Raw genomic sequence first — 15,118 nt, forward strand, 5'->3', positions numbered from 1 at the left:
GTTTGTGGAAATCCAGTTTCATGGCAAAAAACCTGCTCATCGTCGAATCGCCGGCCAAGGCCAAGACGATCAACAAATACCTCGGCAAGGACTTCCAGGTGCTGGCCTCCTACGGCCACGTGCGCGACCTGCGGCCGAAGGAGGGCGCGGTCGATACCGAGCACGGCTTCACCATGGCCTACGAGGTGATCGAGCGTAACGAGAAACACGTCGACGCGATTGCCAAGGCCGCCAAGCTGGCCGACGACATCTATCTCGCGACCGACTTGGATCGCGAAGGCGAGGCGATCAGCTGGCACATCAGCGAGATCCTCAACGAGCGTGGCCTGACCAAGGGCAAGCAGCTGCACCGGGTGGTGTTCTCCGAGATCACGCCCAAGGCGATCAAGGCCGCGGTGGCCTCGCCACGGCAGTTGTCGCACGACCTGGTCGATGCGCAGCAGGCGCGCCGCGCGCTGGATTACCTGGTCGGCTTCAACCTGTCGCCGGTGCTGTGGCGCAAGGTGCAGCGCGGGCTTTCCGCCGGCCGCGTGCAGTCGCCGGCGTTGCGCATGATCGTGGAGCGCGAGGAGGAGATCGAGGCGTTCAAGGCGCGCGAATACTGGACCATCGAGGCGCAGCTCAAGCACGCCGAGGGCGATTTCAGCGCCCGCCTGTCCCGGCTCAACGGCAAGAAATTCGAACAGTTCGACCTCACCAACGAGGCCGATGCACAGGCGGCCCGCGACGCGCTGAAACAGGCCGCGCGTGGCCGTCTCACCGTCAGCGAGGTCAGCTCGAAGGAGCGCAAGCGCCGCCCCGCCGCGCCGTTCACCACCTCCACCCTGCAGCAGGAAGCCGCGCGCAAGCTGGGCTTCACCACCAGCCGCACCATGAAGGTGGCGCAGGGCCTGTACGAAGGCGTGGCGCTGGGCGACGAGGGCAACGTGGGCCTGATCACCTACATGCGTACCGACTCCACCATGCTCGGCGACGACGCGCTGGCCGAACTGCGCCAGCTGATCGCCCGCGACTTCGGCGCCAAGGCGTTGCCGGATGCGCCGCAGGTGTACAAGACCAAGTCGAAGAACGCGCAGGAAGCGCATGAGGCGATCCGCCCCACCTCGGCGATGCACACGCCACGGTCGGTAGCGGCGTATCTCAACGACGACCAGCGCAAGCTGTACGAGCTGATCTGGAAGCGCACCGTCGCCTGCCAGATGATCCACGCCACGCTGAACACCGTCTCGGTGGAATTCGCGCTGCCGCATGTGGAAGGTGGCGACGCCTCGTTCCGCGCCAGCGGTACCACGGTGGTCGACCCCGGCTTCCTTGCGGTGTACGAGGAAGGCAGCGACCAGAAGAAGGCCGATGACGACGACGAAGGCCGTCGATTGCCGCGGCTGGAAAAAGGCGAGGCCGTGCCGCTGCACGAGATCGCCGCCGACCAGCACTTCACCGAACCGCCGCCGCGCTATTCCGAAGCCAGCCTGGTCAAGGCGCTGGAAGAGCACGGCATCGGCCGCCCGTCGACCTACGCCAGCATCATCCAGGTGCTGCAGAACCGCGAGTACGTCTACCTTGACAGCCGCCGCTTCAAGCCCAGCGACGTGGGCCGCGCGGTCAGCAAGTTCCTCACCCAGCACTTCACCCAGTACGTCGACTACGACTTCACCGCCAAGATGGAAGACGAGCTTGACGCCGTCAGCCGCGGCGAGGAAGCCTGGGTGCCGTTGATGGAGCGCTTCTGGCAGCCGTTCAAGCAGCAAGTGGACGAGAAGACCGAATCGGTCGACCGCAGCGAGGCCACCGGCGCGCGCGAACTGGGCACCGATCCGAAAACCGGCAAGCCGGTGTCGGTGCGGCTGGGCCGCTTCGGGCCGTATGCGGCCATCGGCACCAAGGACGACGAGGAAAAGCCCACCTTCGCCAGCCTGCGCCCCGGCCAGAGCATGCACACCATCACCCTGGCTGACGCGCTGGAGCTGTTCAAGCTGCCGCGCAAGCTGGGCCAGGCCGAGAACGGCGACGAGGTCAGCGTGGCGATCGGCCGCTTCGGCCCGTTCGTGAAGCAGGGCAGCACTTACGCCTCGCTCAAGGCCGAGGATGATCCGTACACCATCGAACTGCCCCGCGCGCTGCAGGTGGTGGCCGAGAAACTGGAGATGCTGGCCAACCGCCTGATCCTCGACTTCGGCAATGGCGTGCAGGTGCTGAATGGCCGCTACGGCCCCTACATCACCGATGGCGAAAAGAACGCACGGATCCCGAAAGACCAGGAACCCAAGACGCTGACCGAAGCCCAATGCCTCGAACTGCTGGCCGCCGCGCCGGTGAAGAAAGGCCGCTTCGGCAAGAAGACAGCCGCCAAGAAAGTGGCCGCGAAAAAGGCGCCGGCTGCCAAAACGGCCGCCGTGAAAAAGACGGCCACCAAGAAGACCGCCACCAAGAAATCTGCAACCAAGAAAACGGCCACCAAGAAAGCCGCGGCGAAGAAGACCACGGCGCGCAAGACGCCAGCCAAAACCGCCGGCACCTCGGACGCGGGCGAGGCCTGAGTGTTGCAGCGCTTTGCCGAGGGCCAGATCGATGCCGCCGCCGCGCTGCTGCGCGACGGCGGCGTGCTGGCGTATCCGACCGAAGCGGTGTTCGGCCTGGGCTGCGACCCGCGCAACCGGACGGCGTTCGAGCGCCTGTTTGCGCTGAAGCAACGGCCGCCCACGCAAGGCGTGCTGCTGATCGCAGCGGACTTCGCGCAGGTGGAGTGCTACATCGACCGCGCCGCCGTCCCCGCTGACGTGCTGGCGCAGGTGCAGGCCAGCTGGCCCGGGCCGCACACCTGGATTCTTCCGCGCGCCGCCGACATTCCCGAGTGGATCGCCGGCGCGCACGCCGGTATCGCCTTGCGGGTGACGGCCCACGCACCGGCGGCAGCCTTGTGCCGCGCCTACGGTGGCGCGCTGGTTTCCACCAGCGCCAACCCGCACGGCAGCGCACCGGCCCGCTCGGCGGACACGGTGGCCAGCTACTTCGGCAACGCGCTGGACGGCCTGCTGGACGCGCCGCTGGGACAGCAGGATCGCCCCACGACCATCCGCGACGCCCTCACCGGCGCCACCATTCGGCACTGAGAGGTTGTGATTTCTTCAACCGCTAAGGCCGGCCATTGATGGTCGGCCGCGAATCGGTCACGCAAGTGATTGATTCGCGTGAGCGAGTCCGGGCATGTACCGGACTCGCAATAGAAGAAAACCACCGGAAGTGGTTTTCTTCACAAGCTCTGAGCCGCCGCGTAATAATTCGCCGCTGAACCGTCTGCACGGAAGCACCTGCCGACCGGCCGGATGCCACAGGAGAACCCCGCTTGGCCATCGTCTACGACACATTCCAGCAGGAGGCGCCCAGCCGGCTGCCCCTGTTGTTCGCCACCGCCGCCGATCGCACGGTGGCCTGGCGCGATGGCGCCGCGGTCACTGCCGCCCAATTCCTCGGCCACGTGCGACAGGTGGCGGCGCAGTTGCCGGCCACGGCGGCGACGGTCAACCTGTGTGAGGATCGCTACGCGTTCCTGGTGGCGTTCTGCGCCATCGCGCTGCGTGGCCAGACCAACCTGCTGCCCTCCTCGCGCGCACCGCAGGCGGTGGACGAAGTGATGGCGGCGCATCCCGGCTGCCATGTGCTGGGCGACCTGCCGCTGGATCTGGCGCCGCCGCGCTACCAGACGATGTCGCCACTGGAGGCGACGGCCGAAAGCAGCGATTTCGTGCTGCCATTGATCGACGCCGACCAGGTGGTGGCGATCGGCTACACCTCCGGCTCCACCGGTGCGCCCAGCGCCAACCGGAAAACCTGGCGCAGCTTCCACGCCAGCACCGAGGGCAACCTGCGGATGTTGCGCGCCGAGCTGGGCCAGCGGTTCGAGGTCGTGGCCACGGTGCCGCCGCAGCACATGTACGGCATCGAGATGTCGGTGCTGTTGCCCTTGCTGGGCGATATCGGCATCCATGCCGGGCGGCCGTTCTTTCCCGCCGATGTGGCGGCGGCGCTGGCGGAGGTGCCCGCGCCACGCGTGCTGGTGACCACGCCGGTGCACCTGCGTGCGCTGGTCGATTCGGGCATCGCGCTGCCGCCGCTGGCGGCGATGGTCTCGGCCACCGCGCCGTTGTCGGGCGAACTGGCGCTGGCCGCCGAGCAGCGCTTCGGCGCGCCCTTGCTGGAGGTGTTCGGTTCCACCGAGACCTGTGTGTTCGCCAGCCGCCGCGCCAGCGTGCAGGAGGAGTGGTCGCTGTTCGACGGCGTGCAGTTGCACCCGCAGCCGGACGGCACCCTGGTCGATGCGCCACAGCTCGATGATGCGGTGGCGCTGGCCGACCTGGTCAGCCTGCACGATGGCGGCCGGCGGTTCCGTTTGCGGGGTCGTCGTGCGGACCTGCTGGAAATCGCCGGCAAGCGCGCCTCGCTGGCTGATCTCACCCGCCGCCTGCTGGCCATCCCCGGCGTGCGCGACGGCGTGATGCTGCAACTGGACGACGCCGACACCATCGGCGTGCGCCGCATCGCGGCCGTGGTGGTGGCGCCGGGGCTGGACGAGCACACCATCCTCGACGCGCTGCGCCGCGCGATCGACCCCTTGTTCCTGCCCCGGCCGCTGCGGCTGGTGGACGCGCTGCCGCGCAATGAAACCGGAAAATTGCCGCGCGCCGCGTTGCTGGCGCTGCTGCAGACGGCCGACGAAGGCCATTCGCCAAACTGACCGCGCCGGCGTCCAGGGCGCAGCGTGCCCTACAATGCGCGACGGCGCCGCGCCGGCGCGCATCTGTATCGGAGCAGTACATGAAGGTTCTCGTCATCGGCGGCGGCGGTCGCGAACACGCGCTGGCGTGGAAGCTGAAGCAGTCGCCGCGGGTCAGCGAAGTGATCGTGGCGCCAGGCAACGCCGGCACCGCCCACGAACCGGGCGTACGCAACGCCGACGTGGCCGTGACCGATATCGATGGCCTGCTGAAACTGGCCCGTGACGAAGGCATCGCGCTGACCGTGGTGGGCCCCGAAGTGCCGCTGGTGGCCGGCGTGGTCGACCGCTTCCGCGACGCCGGCCTGCGCATCTACGGGCCGCGCGCCATCGCCGCGCAACTGGAAGGCTCCAAGGCCTTCGCCAAGGATTTCCTGCAGCGGCACAACATTCCCACCGCCTACTACGCGGTGTTCACCGAGCTGGAGCCGGCGCTGGCGTACGTGCGCCAGCATGGCGCGCCGATCGTGATCAAGGCCGACGGCCTGGCCGCCGGCAAGGGCGTGGTGGTGGCGTTGACCCAGGCCGATGCCGAGCTGGCCCTGCACGACATGCTGGGCGCGCACAGCTTCGGCGACGCCTCCGCCCGCGTGGTGATCGAGGAATTCCTGGACGGCGAGGAAGCCAGCTACATCGTGATGAGCGACGGCAGCCACGCCCTGCCAATGGCCTCCAGCCAGGACCACAAGCGCCGTGACGAAGGCGACCTCGGCCCCAACACCGGAGGCATGGGCGCGTACTCGCCCGCGCCGGTGGTCACGCCGGAAGTCGAGCAGCGCATCCTGAAGGAAGTGATCGAACCCACCCTGCGCGGCATGGCGCTGGAAGGCGCGCCGTTCATCGGCTTCCTGTATGCGGGGCTGATGATCGACAAGCAGGGCAATCCCAAGGTCATCGAATACAACGTGCGCTTCGGCGATCCAGAGACGCAGCCCATCCTGATGCGGCTGAAATCGGACATGGTGGACCTGGTCGACGCCGCACTGGATGGCCGTCTGAATGAAGTCAGCGCGCGCTGGGACCGCCGCCCCGCCATCGGCGTGGTACTGGCTGCCGCAGGCTATCCGGCGCGGGTGCGCAGCGGCGACGTGATCGACGGGCTGGATGCCGTCGCCGCGCCCGACGTCAAGGTTTTCCACGCCGGCACCAAGCTCGACCCACGAGGCCGCGCGATTACCGCCGGCGGCCGTGTGCTAACCGTCTGCGCACTCGGCAACGACCTTGCCGCCGCCCGCACACATGCCTACGCTGCCATCGAGAAAATCCACTACGAAGGCGCGTTCCATCGCCGCGATATCGCGCACCGGGCGTTGCACCGCGATTGAGCCTGCGCTGGGCCTGCGGGCGGGTCGTACTGCATTGGTGTTGGGGTTCTGGAGGGAGATCGATTGTGTGGCGAAAAGCGCCCCCATCCGCCCTGCCGGGCACCTTCCCCCGTTGCACGGGGGAAGGGAGCGATCGGACCCCTCGAAAAACAGCCAGCTTCCTTCCCCCGCTCTGCGGGGGAAGGTGCCCGACAGGGCGGATGAGGGCGCTCTTGTCCCACACTCCAGATAACGTCAGAAAGCACCCGACACCCCCACCCACCTGCCATGGATTCGCATGAGCCAATTCGCATTGCTGGGCAAGCGTCGTTTCGCACCGTTCTTCTGGACCCAGGCGCTGGGGGCGTTCAACGACAACGCGTTCCGCAATGCGCTGCTGATGCTGGTGGCGTTCCAGATGGGGCTGGGCGACTACACCGTGTCGCTGTACACGAACTTCGCGCCGGCGTTGTTCATCATCCCGTTCTTCCTGTTCTCGGCCACGGCGGGGCAGCTGGCGGAGAAGTTCGAGAAGACGCGCATCATTCGCTGGGTGAAGCTGTTCGAGATCGCGGCGATGGTGGTTGCGGCGATCGGTTTCTACACCCATCACCTCTCGCTGCTGCTGGTGGTGCTGTTCATGATGGGCATGCACTCGACGGTGTTCGGGCCGATCAAGTACGCCATTCTGCCGCAGGCGTTGAAGCCGGCTGAACTGGTCGGTGGCAATGGCCTGGTGGAGATGGGCACGCAGCTGGCGATCCTGATCGGCATGATCGCGGGCAATGCCCTGATGCTGGTGGCCGGCGTGGGCCCGCTGCTGGCGTCGGGCGCCACCATCGCGGTGGCGGTGGCGGGGTATCTGGTCAGTCGCAGGATTCCCGCCGCGCCGGCCACCGCGCCAGAGCTGAAATTCAACTGGAACCCGTTCAGCGAGACGGCGCGCGTGCTGCGCATCACGCGCGCGGATCGCGCCGTGTGGAACGCGGTGCTGGGCATTTCGTGGTTCTGGTTTTTCGGTACCGTGCTGATCGCGCAACTGCCCAACTACACGCGCGAGACGCTGGGCGGCGACGGTTCGGTGAATACGCTGGTGCTGACCCTGTTCTCGGTCGGCAGCGGCATCGGCGCGCTGCTGTGCGAGCGGTTGTCGGGCAAGCGGGTGGAGATCGGGCTGGTGCCGCTGGGCGCGTTCGGGCTCACCGTGTTCGGAGTGGATCTGTATCTCGCGCGACACGGCATCGCGGCGGTGCGCGGTGTGGACTGGCTGACCTTCCTGCACGGTGCGGGCAGCTGGCGCGTCGCGCTCGACCTCACCCTGATCGGCGTGTTTGCCGGTTTCTACGTGGTGCCGCTGTTTGCCTTCGTGCAGGCGCGGGCGCCGCGCGAGAAGCTGTCGCGTATCATCGCCGGCAACAACATCGTCAACGCCTTGCTGATCGTGCTGGCGGCGGGGTTCGGCCTGGGGTTGGGTGCGCTCGGTCTGAATGCGTCGCAGATTTTCCTCGCCGCCGCGCTGCTCAATATCGCGGTGGCCGCGTACATCTTCACCCTGGTGCCCGAGTTCCTGATGCGCTTCATCACCTGGGTGCTGGTGAACACGCTGTACCGCGTGCGTGCCGACGGTTTGCAGCACGTTCCCGAGGATGGCCCGGTGCTGCTGGTGTGCAACCACGTCAGCTACATGGACCCGTTGCTGTTGATGGCGCAGCTGCGGCGGCCGGTGCGGTTTGTCATGTACTACAAGATCTTCAACATCCCGCTGATGAGCTTCGTCTTCCGCACCGCCAAGGCGATTCCCATCGCCGGTTACAAGGAGGATGCGGCCGTATTGCAGCAGGCCTACGACGCGATCGACGACGCGCTGGCCGCAGGCGAGGTGGTGTGCATCTTCCCCGAAGGCGGTTTGACCGGCGATGGCCAGATCGCCCCGTTCCGCCCCGGCGTGGAGAAAATCCTGGCGCGTCGCCCGGTGCCGGTCGTGCCGCTGGCGCTGCGCGGCCTGTGGGGCAGCGTATGGAGCCGCCGCGATTCACGCATGCACCGCGCCCGCTTGCCGCGCCGCTTCCGCGCCCGCGTGGAACTCGTCGCCGGCGCACCACTGGAGCCCGCACAAGCCAGCGCCGAAACGCTGGAATCACGCGTCAACGAACTACGCGGCGACCTCGCCTAGCGACAGCGCCTTTCCGAATCCCCAATCCCGAATCCCCAATCCCGGCCTTCAAGCCACCCAGCCGCCGATCACGATCAACGCCACCACGCTGAGCCACGCCAGCAAGGCACGCAGCAAGGCGCTGCGCAACCGCACCAGCTCGGTCAGCGGGTCGGTGCGATCCTCGGCGTAGCCGTCGCCGCCCTCGATGTCGCTGATCGCATCGGCGCGGGCGGCCGCACCGAGAAAGCCCGGCCCCACGCTGTACCAGTTGTTGGTGGCGGCCTGGGCGTGCCAGCGCTGCCATGCGCCGATCACCGCCTCCCAGTGACCGACCACCGCCAGGGTCAGGGTCAGCAGCTGCGCCGGCAGCCAGTCCAGCGCATTGGCCACATGACGCGCGCTGACCGCGCTGGCGTCGTCCAGCTGCAGTGAACGATCGCGCCCCAGCGTCTGCCCCAGCCGGTACGCCAGCGCGCCAACCGGGCCGAACAGGAAAAACCAGAACAGCACGCCGAAGCGCCGACGCAAGGCGGCGTACGCCACCGCTTCGCCCAGCGCGGCTGCCTGCCAGGCCACCGTCTCGCCATCCTCGGTCAGCGCCTGCGCGGTGGCTTCGCGCTGCAGCCCGTCGGGGGCCTGCACGATTGCTTCCAGGTCCGCCTCGAATTCGCGCGGCCCGAACGCATACAGCAGCACCGCCAGCGCAAACAGCATCTGCCACAGTTCACCCAGCGGCAGCCGCCCCAGCAGCCACGCTACCGCGGCGCAAAGCACCAGCGGCAACAGCAACGCCAGCACCACACGCCCCACACCGCTGGTGTCACCCAGTTGCCGCACCCACTGGCGAAACGGGCGGTCGCCGCCCCAGCGGGCCAGTTGCGGCCGCAAATGCAGCAGACCAAGGACGATGAGGACGATGAGCAGGCTGATGGCCATGACAAACACTCGCGGACGAATGGCACACATTGTAAGCGAGGGACGATCCGCCGTCTGGACGGCTGAAACTTCAACGCATGTGGTCAGCCGCGTTGCGGATTCGGGTGAGCGAGATCTACCGCCCGGCCGCAGCGACCAGGTCGTCCAGATCCATGCCGCCGCGCCGTTGCAGCCAATGCGCCAGCAGGCGGTAGGACACCGACAGCGGCGGTGAGGGCAGGAAGCTGCCGTCCGCCAGGCCGTCGGCGATCTGCTGTGGGGTGAACCAGCGCGCTTCCTCCAGCTCGTGGTCGCGCATGGCGATCTCGCGTGAATGCGCGGTGGCGGTGAAGCCCACCATCAGCGAGGCGGGCATCGGCCACGGCTGCGAGGAGTGGTAGTGCACCTCGTCCACGAGCACGCCCGATTCCTCGGCCACTTCGCGCCGCACCGCGTCCTCCAGCGTTTCGCCCGGTTCGACGAAGCCGGCCAGCGTCGAATAACGGCCCACCGGCCAGCCGGCTTGCCGCCCCAGCAGGCAGGCGCCGTCGTGTTCGACGACCACGATGATCGCCGCATCGGTGCGCGGGAAATGCACGCGCGCGCAGTCCGTATTGCTGCACTGCGCACGGTGACCGGCACTGACCAGGCGCAGCGTTGCGCCGCAACGGCCGCAATAGCGGGTCTCGCGTTGCCAGTGCACCAGCCCCTTGGCGTATGCGAACAAGGCTGCTTCTTCGATCGGCAGCTGCAGCGCCGAGTGACGCAGGCTGGCGAAAGGCGCCCCCAGCGAAACCGCCAGTGCGCTGGTGCGGGCGGCATCATCCAGCGCCAGTACGAAATGCGGGCGCCCGTCGATCAGGCCGAGCATGCTTGCGGGCACGTCGCCCAGCCGTTGTTCGCGCTCGGTGACGTCCAGCCAGCGCAGGGCTTGGCGGTCGCGTTGCAGCAAGGTGTCGCCGGCAGCGTCGAGCAGCAGGTAACGCGCATCACCGGATCGGGCCTTGGCATCGATCCAGGCGTGGTCATCGCGCCGCTCGGCTACCCGGTCCAGCACCAAGCTGAGCCCGGCAAAGGTGTTGGGTGGCGGCGTGCTGGCCCGGTCCATGCGAGGCGAGCCGGTCAGGCGGAGAACGACGACCCGCAGCCGCAGGTGGTCTTGGCGTTCGGATTGCTGATGACGAACTGCGCGCCGCTGAGGTTCTCGGCGTAATCGATCTGCGCGCCGGTGAGGTACTGCAGCGACAGCGGATCGCACAGCAGGGTCACGCCTTCGCGCTCGACCGCCAGGTCGTCCTCGGCCTGGGCCTCGTCGAAGGTGAAGCCGTACTGGAAACCCGAGCAACCGCCGCCGGAAATGTACACGCGCAGCTTCAGGTCGGGGTTGCCCTCTTCGGCGATCAGCTCATGCGCCTTGCTGGCGGCCGCCGCGGTGAACAGCAGCGGCGCACTGGCGCTGCGGTAATCGGGAATGGCGACGAAAGTGTTCATGACGTTCCAGATGGGGTCGTTGCGGGACGGTACAAGCATACCCGCGACGGCCTCCGCCTCCATGAACGCGGCTGGCGCGCGGGGCGCCATCGCGCTCGCCGGCTCAGGCGGATACGGCCTCTTCCGTCTCGGCGGGGGCCGGCAATTCGTGCGGCGCGGCAGCTTCCCCGCCATCGCCTTCGCGGCTGATGCTGCCGTTGATCTGGGCACCGGCGGCCATTTCCAGCGTGTGGTAGCGCAGGTTGCCGTCGATACGCGCCTGCGCCGACAGCTCCAGCCGGGTGGTCACCCACACGTCGCCGGTGACATGGCCGTTGAGGATCGCGTGCGGCACGCGGATCTCGCCATCGACCTGGCCGTGCTCGCTGAGCGTGAACATCGCATCCTCGCCCTCGGCCACGATGGTGCCCTCGACGCGGCCATCGAGATGCAGCGCGCCGCGGAAGCAGAGGTCACCGCGGATCACGGTGCCGCGGGCGATCAGGCTGGTGTCGTCGCTGGCTTGGTGGCGTTCTCGGCGCTTACGGTTGAGCATCGTTGTCTCCCAGGACGGTATTGATGTTGCCGCTGAGTGCGTCGCTCCAGGCGACGCTGCGGACAATGGCGGGTTGGCCTTCGGGCTGGATATGCAGGCGCAGCCGCGTGGGGCGGAAATCGGCTGGCAGCACCAGGGTGCCGCGCAGCTGCTGGAAATACTGGAACTTGAACGGGATGCCGGCCTTCTGGTCCGCGTCACCCAGGGTGGCCCAGTCCAGCCGGGTCACCTTGTCGCCACGCAATCCCTCCACGCTGACCGTGACGGCGCCGCTGATGTCGCTGCCGCGGCGGGTGTTCTGCGACAGGCTCAGGCCGATGTCCCAGCCGTGCGACCCCGCGATGGGTCGCAGTCGCACGCCCTGTACCTGCAGCCCCGTGCGCTGGCCTTCGCCACCTATCAGGCGGGAATAGAAGCCGAGGTCGGCGCGCAGGCTGCTGAGTTCGGTTTCGCGCTGGGTCAGCGTATTTCGCAGGGAGCGGGTGGCCACCTCGTTCACCCGCGCGGCGCTTTCGAGGTTGGCGACTTGTTGTTTCAGCTGTTCGATCTGCGCGTTCAACGCGCGCTGCTGGCGGTGGTCGACGCTGGCGGGCGCGTCGTGCGACGTCAGCCATGCCACCAGCGCGACGGTAAGCACCACGCTGCCGAGCCAGGCCAGGCCCAGCCAGAATCCCCGATAACGCCGCTCGCTGTGCGGCCGCACCACGAAGCGCGGTGGTGGTCGTGAGGCCATGTGACTCCCCCGGCAAACCCAAGGTATAGCGTCGCCACGGCGAGGCGGTCAAGGTGGGCCGCCTGGCGGCGCTCCGGAAAAGCGCCGCAGGTCACAACGATGGACTTCAGCTTTGCATCTTGCTCTGCAGGTAGCGCTCGGCGCCGATGTCGCGCACCAGGCTGAACTGGGTCTCCAGCCAATCGATGTGCTCCTCCTCGTCGTGCAGGATGTTCTTGAACAGGTCGCGGCTGATGTAATCGGCAATGCCTTCGCTGTACGCAATCGCCTCGCGCAGATCCTTCACCGCGGCCAGCTCCAGGTCCAGGTCGCCCTGCATGGATTCCAGCGCGTTCTCGCCGATGCGCAGCTTGCCCAGGTGCTGCAGGTTCGGCAGGCCGTCGAGAAACAGGATGCGCTCGATCAGATGATCGGCGTGCTTCATTTCCTCGATCGATTCCTTGTACTCATGCTCGGCCAGCTCGGTGTAGCCCCAGTCCTTGAGCATGCGGAAGTGCAGGAAATACTGATTGATCGCGGTCAGTTCGTTGTAGAGCACCTTGTTCAGGAACTCGATGACCTTGGCATCACCCTTCATGGCAGTTCTCCGTTGACGACCCGCCGACTATACAAAGGTCACCGGCAGCGGGGCGAAACGCGAACGGGAATGGTTTGCCGATGCATCGCAGCGATGCGGCAAACGCGTGTTGCAAGGGGAAGGGTTTCAGGCTGTGACGAGCGGCAGCGGAAACGACACCTGGGTCAGCGCCTGCTCCAGGATGGCGCGGGCCTCCGGCTCGCAGCAGCCGCAGCAATCGGAACAACCCGTGCGGGCCTGCAGCTCGGCGAACGTGCGCACGCCATCGGCCACCTCGCGGCGGATGTCATGGTCGGTAACGGCGTTGCACATGCAGACGTACATGGCGCGTATAAGAACGCGAATGCGAATGATTGTCAACAACAAAAGACGACGATGACGCTCAGGCCACCTTGCGACCGCCCTGCGGCGGCGTTGGCGCGGTGCTTTCGCGCGGCGGAGCGGTGCCCAGATCCACCTGGAACAGGCCTTCCACCAGCGGCGCAAACTGCCGCAGCGCGCGCTCGTAGACCTGCCGCTTGAAATTCACCACATGCGCCGCCGGGTACCAGAAATCGACCCAGCGCCAGATATCGAACTCGGGTTTCTCGCCCGCATCCAGCTTCAACGCCTCCTCGCCACCCACCAGCTTCAGCAGAAACCAGACCTGCTTCTGGCCGATGCAGGTGGGGCGCTGGTGATGACGCACGTAGCGGCCCGGCAGGCGGTAACGCAGCCAGCCATGCGTGGCGCTGACCACCTCAACATCGTGCTCGGAAAGGCCCGTCTCCTCCTCCAGCTCGCGGTACATCGCCTCCAGCGGCGTCTCGTCGCTGCGCATGCCGCCCTGGGGGAACTGCCAGCCATCGCGATTGACCCGGCGCGCCCAGAACAGCCGGCCGTCTGCATTCAGCAGAACAATGCCCACGTTGGGTCGATAACCATCAGCGTCAATCATCTCGCGTCCTCGGATCACGCGGCGCAGCGCCGCACGGGACCGTACCCGTCAAGTCGATTCAAGCACGGCGCGCGAAGCCACGGCAAGCTCAAGGCTTGAACAGAAAGGTCCAGACGACTAAACTGCCGCGCCCCACCCGTGATCGTTCTGATCCCCCGCGGCGGGTTCCCAATGGCTATGTAGCTCAGCTGGTTAGAGCACAGCACTCATAATGCTGGGGTCGGTGGTTCGAGTCCACCCATAGCCACCAAATCAGTATCCATTCCCGCCCACTCCCCTCCAGGCTTGCCATGTAAATCAAGGTAGCATAAGGGATTGACGGGTTTGTGGTCTCCGGTCGTGTCCAGACGCGTCCATTGTAATCCGGGGGCAACAAGGGGCAATATTGGGGGCAGGTATTAATGCCTCCAGGGAGTTGCCCCCTATGGCGCTTTCCGATGCCACTGTTCGCAAGGTCAAGGCCGCCGATAAGCCGCAGCGGCTGTTTGACGGTGGAGGCTTGTATCTTGAAGTCGCTCCATCCGGGGGCAAGTGGTGGCGGCTCAAGTACCGGTTTGCGGGCAAGGAGAAGCGGCTATCCCTTGGCACCTATCCCGACACCGGTTTGGCCGATGCACGCGAGAGGCGCGATGCCGCGCGTAAGCTGCTCGCCCAGGGCGTCGATCCCGGTGTGCAACGCAAGGCCGAAAAGGCTGCTGGCATGGATCGCGCCGCCAACAGTTTCGAGGTTGTTGCTCGCGAATGGCTGGCGGTGAAGAAACCTGAATGGACAGCCGGCCAGTTCGCCAAAGAATGCGGGCGATTGGAGAATCACGCCTTCCCCAGGATCGGCGGCCTGCCGGTCGCTGACATAGGAGTGGCAGAGATTCGCCCGTTATTCGCTTACCTGGTCAAGCAGGGGCACATCGAGCAGGCTCATCGCCTACGCCATCAGCTCAGTCGGGTGTTTCGATTTGCCGTCGCCACTGAGCGGGCCAGTCGCGACCCTGCGGCGGATCTACGCGACACCTTGCCAAGCCGTAATCCTCAGAATCATCCGACGATCACCGACCCCGAACGTGTGGGTGAGTTGATGCGTGCAATCGATGGTTTCACGGGCACTCTCCCTGTGCAGTGCGCCTTGAAGTTGGCGCCCTTGTGGTTCTGTCGGCCGGGCGAGATACGCATGGCGGAGTGGACGCACTTTGACCTGGATGGCGAGCACCCGTCTTACACGGTGCCGCCCATGAATCGAAAGCTGAAGAAGGCGGCCAAGGAAAACCCCTCCACGCCACCGCATATCGTGCCTTTGAGTCGACAGGCGCTGGAGATACTTCGCGAACTGCGCCAGTTGACGGGCCATGGGCGCTATCTGTTTCCGGGGGCTCGCGATCCGAAGCGTCATATGTCAGATGGCGCAGTAAACGCGGCGCTGGCTCGTATTGGTTACAAGGGCATCATTACGGGCCACGGGTTCCGCCACATGGCGCGAACGTTGTTGGGGGAGTTGGGGTGGAATCCCGAAGCCTTGGAACGTCAGCTATCCCACAAGGAGCCTGGAATCGTTGGTGTGTACAACAAGGCCCAGCATCTGCCCGAGCGACGAAAGGTCATGCAGGCATGGGCCGACTACTTGGACATGCTAAAGATGGGAGGCAACGCGCACCAAGGAGTAACGGCATAAGCGCAGTGCTTCAGCAACGTGCTAACCTTGCGTTGCA

At 66.4% G+C, this 15,118-nt stretch carries 14 protein-coding genes and 1 tRNA gene; 7 read left to right on the forward strand and 8 right to left on the reverse strand.

The window, feature by feature from the left end; genetic code table 11:
- Positions 1-20: 20 nt before the first annotated feature.
- From ACFPK0_RS01075 to ACFPK0_RS01095, 5 genes are all read left to right on the forward strand, one after another.
- Positions 21-2,537, forward strand: coding sequence for a DNA topoisomerase I (locus ACFPK0_RS01075; protein WP_377337766.1), 2,517 nt, complete (start codon positions 21-23; stop codon positions 2,535-2,537).
- Positions 2,538-3,110 carry an L-threonylcarbamoyladenylate synthase type 1 TsaC gene (tsaC, locus tag ACFPK0_RS01080; RefSeq protein ID WP_377337768.1) on the forward strand — a complete coding sequence of 191 codons (573 nt, stop codon included), beginning with the start codon at positions 2,538-2,540 and terminating at the stop codon, positions 3,108-3,110.
- A 233-nt stretch (positions 3,111-3,343) separates the two neighbouring features.
- On the forward strand, positions 3,344-4,732 hold the full coding sequence (locus ACFPK0_RS01085; RefSeq protein ID WP_377337770.1) for an AMP-binding protein: 1,389 nt from the start codon (positions 3,344-3,346) through the stop codon (positions 4,730-4,732).
- Between the two features lie 80 nt (positions 4,733-4,812).
- The gene (purD, locus tag ACFPK0_RS01090; protein WP_377337772.1) at positions 4,813-6,096 is read left to right on the forward strand and encodes a phosphoribosylamine--glycine ligase; all 1,284 of its coding nucleotides are present in this window, start codon (positions 4,813-4,815) and stop codon (positions 6,094-6,096) included.
- 277 nt (positions 6,097-6,373) lie between these two features.
- Complete coding sequence (locus tag ACFPK0_RS01095; RefSeq protein WP_377337774.1) at positions 6,374-8,248, forward strand: MFS transporter; 1,875 nt, start codon at positions 6,374-6,376, stop codon at positions 8,246-8,248.
- A gap of 48 nt (positions 8,249-8,296) precedes the next feature.
- Here the strand turns inward: ACFPK0_RS01095 and ACFPK0_RS01100 are convergent, their stop codons facing one another.
- The 8 genes from ACFPK0_RS01100 to ACFPK0_RS01135 form a co-directional block, all read right to left on the reverse strand.
- Positions 8,297-9,166 carry a beta-lactamase induction protein gene (locus tag ACFPK0_RS01100; RefSeq protein WP_377337776.1) on the reverse strand — a complete coding sequence of 290 codons (870 nt, stop codon included), beginning with the start codon at positions 9,164-9,166 and terminating at the stop codon, positions 8,297-8,299.
- Positions 9,167-9,281: 115 nt separating this feature from the next.
- Complete coding sequence (gene nudC, locus ACFPK0_RS01105) at positions 9,282-10,253, reverse strand: NAD(+) diphosphatase (RefSeq protein WP_377337778.1); 972 nt, start codon at positions 10,251-10,253, stop codon at positions 9,282-9,284.
- Positions 10,254-10,267: 14 nt separating this feature from the next.
- Positions 10,268-10,636: an iron-sulfur cluster insertion protein ErpA gene (gene erpA, locus ACFPK0_RS01110; RefSeq protein ID WP_007082339.1), complete on the reverse strand. Its 369-nt coding sequence runs from the start codon at positions 10,634-10,636 to the stop codon at positions 10,268-10,270.
- 103 nt (positions 10,637-10,739) lie between these two features.
- Positions 10,740-11,171 (reverse strand): bactofilin family protein, encoded by a 432-nt coding sequence (locus tag ACFPK0_RS01115; protein WP_056606757.1) that lies wholly within the window; start codon positions 11,169-11,171, stop codon positions 10,740-10,742.
- The gene (locus ACFPK0_RS01120; protein ID WP_377337781.1) at positions 11,158-11,904 is read right to left on the reverse strand and encodes a DUF6776 family protein; all 747 of its coding nucleotides are present in this window, start codon (positions 11,902-11,904) and stop codon (positions 11,158-11,160) included. The genes ACFPK0_RS01115 and ACFPK0_RS01120 overlap by 14 nt, the downstream gene beginning before the upstream one ends.
- A 106-nt stretch (positions 11,905-12,010) precedes the next feature.
- Entirely contained in the window at positions 12,011-12,481 is a 471-nt protein-coding gene (gene bfr, locus ACFPK0_RS01125; RefSeq protein WP_007082342.1) for a bacterioferritin, read from the reverse strand.
- A 126-nt stretch (positions 12,482-12,607) separates the two neighbouring features.
- Entirely contained in the window at positions 12,608-12,805 is a 198-nt protein-coding gene (locus ACFPK0_RS01130) for a (2Fe-2S)-binding protein (protein WP_377337784.1), read from the reverse strand.
- Positions 12,806-12,863: 58 nt separating this feature from the next.
- Positions 12,864-13,418, reverse strand: coding sequence for an RNA pyrophosphohydrolase (locus tag ACFPK0_RS01135; RefSeq protein WP_007082344.1), 555 nt, complete (start codon positions 13,416-13,418; stop codon positions 12,864-12,866).
- Between the two features lie 173 nt (positions 13,419-13,591).
- Here ACFPK0_RS01135 and ACFPK0_RS01140 point away from each other — a divergent pair.
- Together ACFPK0_RS01140 and ACFPK0_RS01145 are read left to right on the forward strand one after the other, a co-directional pair.
- Positions 13,592-13,668: transfer RNA gene (locus ACFPK0_RS01140), tRNA-Met, on the forward strand.
- Positions 13,669-13,842: 174 nt separating this feature from the next.
- The gene (locus tag ACFPK0_RS01145; RefSeq protein ID WP_377337787.1) at positions 13,843-15,081 is read left to right on the forward strand and encodes a tyrosine-type recombinase/integrase; all 1,239 of its coding nucleotides are present in this window, start codon (positions 13,843-13,845) and stop codon (positions 15,079-15,081) included.
- Positions 15,082-15,118: the final 37 nt, after the last annotated feature.

It is taken from the genome of Rhodanobacter ginsenosidimutans, assembly GCF_042655685.1.
GTDB lineage: Bacteria > Pseudomonadota > Gammaproteobacteria > Xanthomonadales > Rhodanobacteraceae > Rhodanobacter > Rhodanobacter ginsenosidimutans.

Bases quoted from the DNA above. Each gene is read 5' to 3' on its own strand.
- ACFPK0_RS01100 (WP_377337776.1), bottom strand. From the start codon at position 9,166: ATGGCCATCAGCCTGCTCATCGTCCTCATCGTCCTTGGTCTGCTGCAT.
- ACFPK0_RS01095 (WP_377337774.1), top strand. From the start codon at position 6,374: ATGAGCCAATTCGCATTGCTGGGCAAGCGTCGTTTCGCACCGTTCTTC.
- bfr (WP_007082342.1), bottom strand. From the start codon at position 12,481: ATGAAGGGTGATGCCAAGGTCATCGAGTTCCTGAACAAGGTGCTCTAC.
- ACFPK0_RS01145 (WP_377337787.1), top strand. From the start codon at position 13,843: ATGGCGCTTTCCGATGCCACTGTTCGCAAGGTCAAGGCCGCCGATAAG.
- ACFPK0_RS01130 (WP_377337784.1), bottom strand. From the start codon at position 12,805: ATGTACGTCTGCATGTGCAACGCCGTTACCGACCATGACATCCGCCGC.
- purD (WP_377337772.1), top strand. From the start codon at position 4,813: ATGAAGGTTCTCGTCATCGGCGGCGGCGGTCGCGAACACGCGCTGGCG.
- nudC (WP_377337778.1), bottom strand. From the start codon at position 10,253: ATGGACCGGGCCAGCACGCCGCCACCCAACACCTTTGCCGGGCTCAGC.
- ACFPK0_RS01115 (WP_056606757.1), bottom strand. From the start codon at position 11,171: ATGCTCAACCGTAAGCGCCGAGAACGCCACCAAGCCAGCGACGACACC.
- ACFPK0_RS01120 (WP_377337781.1), bottom strand. From the start codon at position 11,904: ATGGCCTCACGACCACCACCGCGCTTCGTGGTGCGGCCGCACAGCGAG.
- ACFPK0_RS01075 (WP_377337766.1), top strand. From the start codon at position 21: ATGGCAAAAAACCTGCTCATCGTCGAATCGCCGGCCAAGGCCAAGACG.
- erpA (WP_007082339.1), bottom strand. From the start codon at position 10,636: ATGAACACTTTCGTCGCCATTCCCGATTACCGCAGCGCCAGTGCGCCG.
- ACFPK0_RS01135 (WP_007082344.1), bottom strand. From the start codon at position 13,418: ATGATTGACGCTGATGGTTATCGACCCAACGTGGGCATTGTTCTGCTG.